At 60.1% G+C, this 2,120-nt stretch carries 1 protein-coding gene; it reads left to right on the top strand.

Annotated elements, in window-relative coordinates; all coding sequences use genetic code 11:
• Window positions 1–463 precede the first annotated feature (463 nt).
• Window positions 464–1,810, top strand: coding sequence for an adenosylhomocysteinase (ahcY, locus tag ABX749_RS30670; RefSeq protein ID WP_372899384.1), 1,347 nt, complete (start codon window positions 464–466; stop codon window positions 1,808–1,810).
• The last annotated feature ends 310 nt before the right edge of the window (window positions 1,811–2,120 follow it).

The raw sequence follows: 2,120 nt of genomic DNA on the forward strand, positions 1-2,120 counted from the left end.
CGACTAATTGCTGAAATCTCTCCGGGATACTGGAGTCGCGGTCGCGCACCGTTGAGACAATCGGGGTATTTTTTTCCGCGGCCGCGCACGAGCCCTCCGGTCGTTCAGGCCACGGCGGTTGGAGCCCTTGCACCGGTGACTGACCGGCCTATCGATTTTCTCCCGCACGCGTGAGCAAGGGGCCACGCGGCGCCGCTCGCTGACGCGTCGGCCGACCGCCGGGGGCTTTTCGGGTTCTTTTTGACCAGGCCCGGTGCCCAAAAAACGATCCCTCGCTAAACTACGCGGTTCAATCGAGTTGAATGGTCCGGCAGGTGCCGGCGCTCGATTCAGCCGTTTTCGATGGTTCGAAGACGGTTTGCAATCGCGTTCGGGGAGCGCGTGCCAGCGGGAGTCCCTGTGGTAGGTTCGTAGCCCCTCATACGTGAGTGAATTTGATTCACCACACTTTAGGAGTTTACCCGTGTCGCAAGTCGATACCGAACGATTGCCTTACAAGGTCAAGGATCTCTCGTTGGCCGAGTATGGCCGCAAAGAGATCAATTTGGCCGAGACCGAAATGCCGGGCCTGATGGCGCTGCGCAAGAAGTACGGCAAAGAAAAACCACTGGCAGGGGCCCGCATCGCCGGCTGTCTGCACATGACGATTCAGACGGCGGTCTTGATCGAGACGCTGATCGAACTCGGCGCCGAGGTGACTTGGAGCAGCTGCAATATCTTCAGCACCCAAGACCACGCGGCTGCCGCGATCGCCGCCGCCGGCATTCCCGTCTACGCCTGGAAGGGAATGACGGAAGAAGAATTCGACTGGTGCATCGAGCAGACCCTGACGTTCCCGTCGGGAGGAAAGCTGAACATGATCCTGGACGATGGCGGTGACTTGACCGCGATGGTTCACGATCGCTTCCCCGAATTGCTCGATGACATTTACGGCATCAGCGAAGAAACGACGGCCGGCATCCACCGTCTGGAAGTCCTCAACCGCTCCGGCAAGTTGCAGGTTCCGGCGATCAACGTCAACGACAGTGCGACCAAGAGCAAGTTTGACAACCTGTACGGCTGCCGCGAATCGCTGGCCGACGGCGTCAAACGAGCCACCGACGTGATGTTGGCCGGAAAGGTCGCCGTGGTCTGCGGCTACGGTGACGTCGGAAAGGGATGTGCCCACAGCCTGCAACGCTACGGCTGTCGCGTGCTGGTGACCGAGATCGATCCGATCAACGCCCTGCAGGCTGCGATGGAAGGCTTCGAAGTGACGACCATGGAAGAGGCCTGCAAAGAAGGCCGACTCTATGTCACCACGACGGGCAACAAAGACATCATCTTGGGCGAGCACATGAAGCAGATGCCCGAAGACGCGATCTGCTGCAACATCGGCCACTTCGATACCGAAATCGACGTGGCGTGGTTGGAGAACGAAGTCGAGCAGGGCCGGGCGACCAAGGACGAAATCAAGCCGGCCGACATCGGTGCCGTGGACCGCTACACGTTCAAGGACACCGGTCGCAGCGTGATCATTCTGGCCAAGGGCCGCCTGGTGAACCTGGGCTGTGCCACCGGACACCCCAGCTTCGTGATGAGCACCTCGTTCACCAACCAAGTGCTCGCACAGATGGAACTTTGGGGCAGCAAGGACACCAAGTCCTACAGCGTCGCCGTTCACATGCTGCCCAAAAAGCTGGACGAGGAAGTCGCCCGACTGCACCTCGATCAACTGGGCGTCAAGCTGACCCGGCTGTCCAAAGAACAAGCCGAGTACATGGGCGTCGATGTCGACGGCCCCTTCAAACCGGATCACTACCGGTACTAACGCAAGTTCAGAGTTGATCGTTCTAAGTTGAACGTTCCAAGTTTCAAGTCGACTCGCGGCGGGGATTCGCCCCGCGGCGAGTTTTTTATTGCGCCCGAATGCCGCGGAAGATGCGAGTGTTGTTGCCAACCGGCGACAACGAGCACGCCACGCGGTTCGCCAGCGGCGGTGGAACGGGAGAGGATGGCTTTAGCTCCTTGGGCGGAGGGCTTGCCTGGGTGGCGGGTTTGCTTGGGGTGGAGGGTTTGCTTGGGCGGCGGGTTTGCTTGGGGTGGCGGGTTTGCTTGGGGTGGCGAGCTTGCCACTGCGA

Origin of the sequence: Stieleria sp. (assembly GCF_041595215.1) — a bacterium.
GTDB lineage: Bacteria > Planctomycetota > Planctomycetia > Pirellulales > Pirellulaceae > Stieleria > Stieleria magnilauensis.